Origin of the sequence: Methanoregula sp., assembly GCF_049690535.1 — an archaeon.
In the GTDB taxonomy this organism is placed as follows: domain Archaea; phylum Halobacteriota; class Methanomicrobia; order Methanomicrobiales; family Methanospirillaceae; genus Methanoregula.
Map to the genome: position 1 here is coordinate 1 of NZ_JBAVMX010000137.1, position 4,357 is coordinate 4,357.

5 protein-coding genes are annotated in these 4,357 nt (G+C 51.9%); 2 read left to right on the forward strand and 3 right to left on the reverse strand.

What is annotated here, in order from left to right:
* Positions 1–262: 262 nt before the first annotated feature.
* Positions 263–427, forward strand: coding sequence for a hypothetical protein (locus tag WCE46_RS10865; RefSeq protein ID WP_424733742.1), 165 nt, complete (start codon positions 263–265; stop codon positions 425–427).
* A 558-nt stretch (positions 428–985) separates the two neighbouring features.
* On the opposite strand, the gene WCE46_RS10870 is transcribed toward WCE46_RS10865, so the two are convergent.
* Complete coding sequence (locus WCE46_RS10870; protein WP_424733743.1) at positions 986–1,390, reverse strand: pyridoxamine 5'-phosphate oxidase family protein; 405 nt, start codon at positions 1,388–1,390, stop codon at positions 986–988.
* A gap of 33 nt (positions 1,391–1,423) precedes the next feature.
* Positions 1,424–1,822 (reverse strand): MTH865 family protein, encoded by a 399-nt coding sequence (locus WCE46_RS10875; RefSeq protein ID WP_424733744.1) that lies wholly within the window; start codon positions 1,820–1,822, stop codon positions 1,424–1,426.
* A 133-nt stretch (positions 1,823–1,955) separates the two neighbouring features.
* On the opposite strand from WCE46_RS10875, the gene WCE46_RS10880 reads away from it, so the two are divergent.
* Positions 1,956–2,705 carry an ArsR family transcriptional regulator gene (locus WCE46_RS10880; RefSeq protein ID WP_424733745.1) on the forward strand — a complete coding sequence of 250 codons (750 nt, stop codon included), beginning with the start codon at positions 1,956–1,958 and terminating at the stop codon, positions 2,703–2,705.
* Between the two features lie 321 nt (positions 2,706–3,026).
* Here WCE46_RS10880 and WCE46_RS10885 read toward each other — a convergent pair whose 3' ends face one another.
* Positions 3,027–3,878, reverse strand: coding sequence for a PAS domain S-box protein (locus WCE46_RS10885; RefSeq protein ID WP_424733746.1), 852 nt, complete (start codon positions 3,876–3,878; stop codon positions 3,027–3,029).
* Between the last annotated feature and the right edge of the window lie 479 nt (positions 3,879–4,357).

Below are 4,357 nucleotides of genomic sequence, written 5' to 3' on the forward strand. Positions count from 1 at the left end.
TCATCTCCCACCGCTGGTCTGGATATATCCCCGGCGGTGCTTTCAGGTACTCGGTATTTCAGATTCCCGCAATATCAACTTTGGCGTTGTACCCTGCAGGAGCCCGGAGTCCTGACAGGCCGGCACACGGGTGGGGGGCAACCTTCCCGGATAATTGATATCTCCTGACGCGACACGGGATCCCGTAGTGCAGGATAGCGCATTCCTGACGGAATTAACGAAGAGAATCACTTATGGCCTTACATGTGAATACAGATGCAGCATGAATCCTGCAGTCAGTTCCCCAAAAAGGCACTGCCTGACCAACACGACAATCTGTGCCCGGGTCACCCCTGCCATTTTGATTCTCCTTGCCGTTAACGTTATCCCGGCTGCGGCTGCCTCTCTCCGGCTGCCCCGGCTGCACGAACTGGACGGATACCTGTAACGCCGGCCTTCCCGCACCGGCTCCATGAGCGGTGCCGATGGGATAGAACCGGTTACCCCGCTCGCGCAATCGACATTCGGTTTGTGGCCGGTCGCTCCTTTGCGAATGTACGCGGGAGCGATTGTAACCGGATCAGGAACCATTGCTTCTCCGATTTTGGAAGGGATTCAAATCCGTTCTGGGCTGGTCGTGCTTGCATCTGTGTGGTCATAAGGGAATTTCTCCTGTCCATATTTTTGGGCCTTACACGGTCATTGACCAAGCCGGGATATAAACAGCGGGAAGATGGAAAAAAGGGAGAGGAAATTTTCCATTCACGACCAGACGTTTTCCGGGATCCTCAAGGGTATTTGTGGGCCGGGTATTCCCCGGTGACCGGAAGATTGTGCGCAGGGTACTCTGGAATTCTTCATAAGTCCCGGCAGAAATTTACCCTTATCGTGATCCGGTGCCGGCTGTTCTTCATTAAACGGAATGTGAAAAAGATTAAGTTGAGCCTCTTTGCGGTCAAACCGCCCAAAAAACGGCTGTTCTTCATTAAACGGAATGTGAAAAAAATTAAAGGATTTTGCTGCCGGCTTTCGGGCCCGGCTGGCATTCGAAGACCTCGGTGATCTTCACGATAACAAGGGAACGTGCAGGCATGGCCGGGTTCTTTGCGTTGATCTTTGCCTTCATCGCATCGAAGTCTTTGCCACTGGTCTTTACTGCTGCATGGCCCTTGATCTGGAAGCATCCCTTGATCTCCGGGCCCCAGACGTAGAGCGCGATCTTCGGGTTTGCCGTAAGGTTTTCGAGCGACTTGTGCATGAAGTTGTCCGTGATCCAGATCGTGTCATCGCTGACAAGCTCGACAACACCGATAGGTACTACGTTTGGCGTCCCGTCTTTTGATGCGGTCGCAACCGGGAAGATCTTCATTTTACCGAATGCTTCTTTCATGTCTGCAGTGAGTTTCACCATGGTAAGTTCACCCTGAACGATTTTTTTATAGGATTACAGTCCTGCCCGCTCGACAATGACGTCAGCGACAGCCTTCGCACTCTTAAAGGGGAAATCAGTTGCCTTGAGGAGTTTTCCTGCCTCACCGGCAGTCATCTTCAGATCGCCAACCTGGCAGGTCGTGTTTGCACCATTCGGGAATGCTGCGATCAGGTCTTTAGGGGTCTTGACCGGGAACTTCGCGCCTTTGAGTGCGCCGGCAATCTGTGCATGGATCTGTTCCTTTACTGACGGCTCACCACGCATCATGCCGGAGATCTCGCCGGCTGCCTTTGCGATCGAGCAATCTGCATTGTGAGTTCCGCATCCGAAACATGCGCCCTTTATCGCCTTGAGGGATTCTTCAGCCTTTGCCTTCGATACTTCTTTTCCTGTGTGTTTCCATGTAGGCATTTTTTTCACCGGATAACGATTGTTAAGTTATTTATATATACTTGAGCGTCATAAAAATATACAAACGGATTCTGATACAGAATAATGACCCATACGGTCATTACCCGTCAGGACCGATACGGAGAGGAAGATCATGGGGACCACAGCAGGAACACTGACAGAGATCCGCGAATTAAAGACTGAGATCTCGGGGCTCCGGACGGATCTGAAACGGTTTGTCGAGAGGGCGAATCAGCAGCATGTGGATGCAGTCCTTGGCGGGATCAGAAAAGAGTACGGTGGTGCATGTGCGGACCAGCAGATCGGTGCGGCAAAGACCGATCTCTCCGCCAGGATGGTGGCCGACTGTCCCATGAAGACAACCTGCTTTGGTGTCTTTACCCAGTTCCTTGAGAACTCAGCTCGTCATATCGCTGAGGGTACGGTTTCAGAAGACCTGATCCGGTCGTATCGGGAAAAGATGACAACGCTTCGGAGTAAAGGAAAGAAAGATGAGTGCGGTATCTGCTTTGATGAGCTCGGCCGGCTCTTCGAGAACCAGGTGGGCCTGATGCAGACGCTAGGTATCTACCACGAGGTAAACGGGACTGCCGCTGATCTTACCCGTATACCCGATGATGAGGTTGTAAAAGATCTTCTCGAACCCATATCGAGCCCGCCCCGGTTCCAGATCCTCAGGTCGCTTGCCACCGGCACGAGGACGTTTTCGGACATTTCCCAGCTGACCGGTCTCCGTGGCGGAAACCTCCTTTTTCATATCCGGAAACTTACCGATGCCGGCATGATCCTCCAGCGGCACGAGCGGGGGGATTACATCATCACGGACAAGGGATTCAAAACGCTGACAGCAATTGCGCAGCTGTACCAGATGGTGAATTTATAGAATACCGGAACGGTGAACGGCGGGTGTCCCGGAGCCGGTGTCCGCTAAAGACGGCGTATAGGTTATTCCGGATTTCGTTGTGCCTTTTGTGCCCTTCGACCGGGTCCCGCGTCCAGATGGCATGGTATCTTTCATTATTTCGGGTGTTGTTTTTCAAGAGGCTTGTGCTGTTCCGGGCGCTAAAGGAGGAGGGGGTGCCCCCCTCCGGGCCGGAACGGTACCGGATCCGTGCTTCTCCGGAACCGGGAGGCACAAGGAAAATTCTTGTAGGAAACGAGTTATTGGGTCCCCTTAAACCATATCTTGCTTGTAGGGCGAATTTCAGGTCAGAATATCTTTGTCTGCCTGGAAGATCGATTCTTCTTCCGCTTTGTTCTCGGTCATGTCCGTGCCGATGCTGAACATCCCGATCAATTCACCTTTTTCATCGTAGATTGGTTTGTTACTCCACCGGATCCAGACCCGGGTCCCGTCTTTGGTGATATTCTCATTCTCATTGGCTGTGTAGTTTTCGGGATGAGTGAGGATCTCTTTAATCATGTATTCGAGATCGCGGTCTGAGCTCGATTCCCTGTCCGGGACAATGGTTCCTATCAGGGGTTTTCCGATAATTTCATCGTGAGCGAAGCCGAAAAACCGGTGGCCGGATTCATTGAAGAAGGTAATTTTCCCGGCTTTATCACATTTCAGAATTATCCGGACGGTGACTCCGAGTTCAGCCCGGTGTTTCACTACGGCTTGCCTGAGCTGATAGGTACTGGTTACCGTAGGGGAAACGATAAAGACCTGGTTTTTCAAGCAGTAGATCTTGACTTTTTTCCCTTTAACGCTGTACCGGGTCCTGGAGATCTCCAGAATTCCGGCTTTCATAAGATTCGCGATATGATACTTGGCAGCATTCAGGGAAATTTCCAGCCGGTCGGCAATATCCGACAGGTTGAGCGGTCCTCCTGAGGACAGGATCTGAACTATGCCCCCTGCAGTCTGGTGGGAGATCGCTCGTAAGATATCCTGCGTTTTCTCGTCACCCGACTCAAGGAAGACCACATCTTCCATGGTGCCGGCAACTTCTCTCTTTGTCGGGGATCGACCGGATTCACCGGTAAAATCACGCAGACCGGGCACTTGGCAGCCGGGCGTCCTTTCCTCACTTTGTTCTCGATCTTCGCCCATAATTACACCATTCATACGTTAGGTTTTGCTCACGCGTGCAATCATCGGTGCCACGGTGCTTTTGCAACCATTTCCCAACCGACTTTGTGTTCCTGTGGTGATTCATGAGGACCGCATCGGCGGGGCCCGGGTTTTTGTCGGGGTAAAAAAACCCTGATGATGTCTAACCGGGTTACACATTCCACAGGTATTGATATACTAAATCAGTTTTGGCGAGGATAAATACCTCCCTGATGAGCCTCTCCAATCAGAAAATTTTTAAGTCAAAACCCATCTGCCTTTTTTCAGATCTCCCGTTCATTCACCGGTATCACCATCCGTGAGACCGGAGACCCGGGAAAATGGCCCCGGTTCGAGATGACGGTGCAACCGTGGGCCGATGCAGGGGGAGTGAGGACGGCGGTTTACTTTAGATCATAAGATATTACCCACCCCCCCTACACCCATCAGAGGGGTCTTTTGGGCCGGTATAGTGCAGA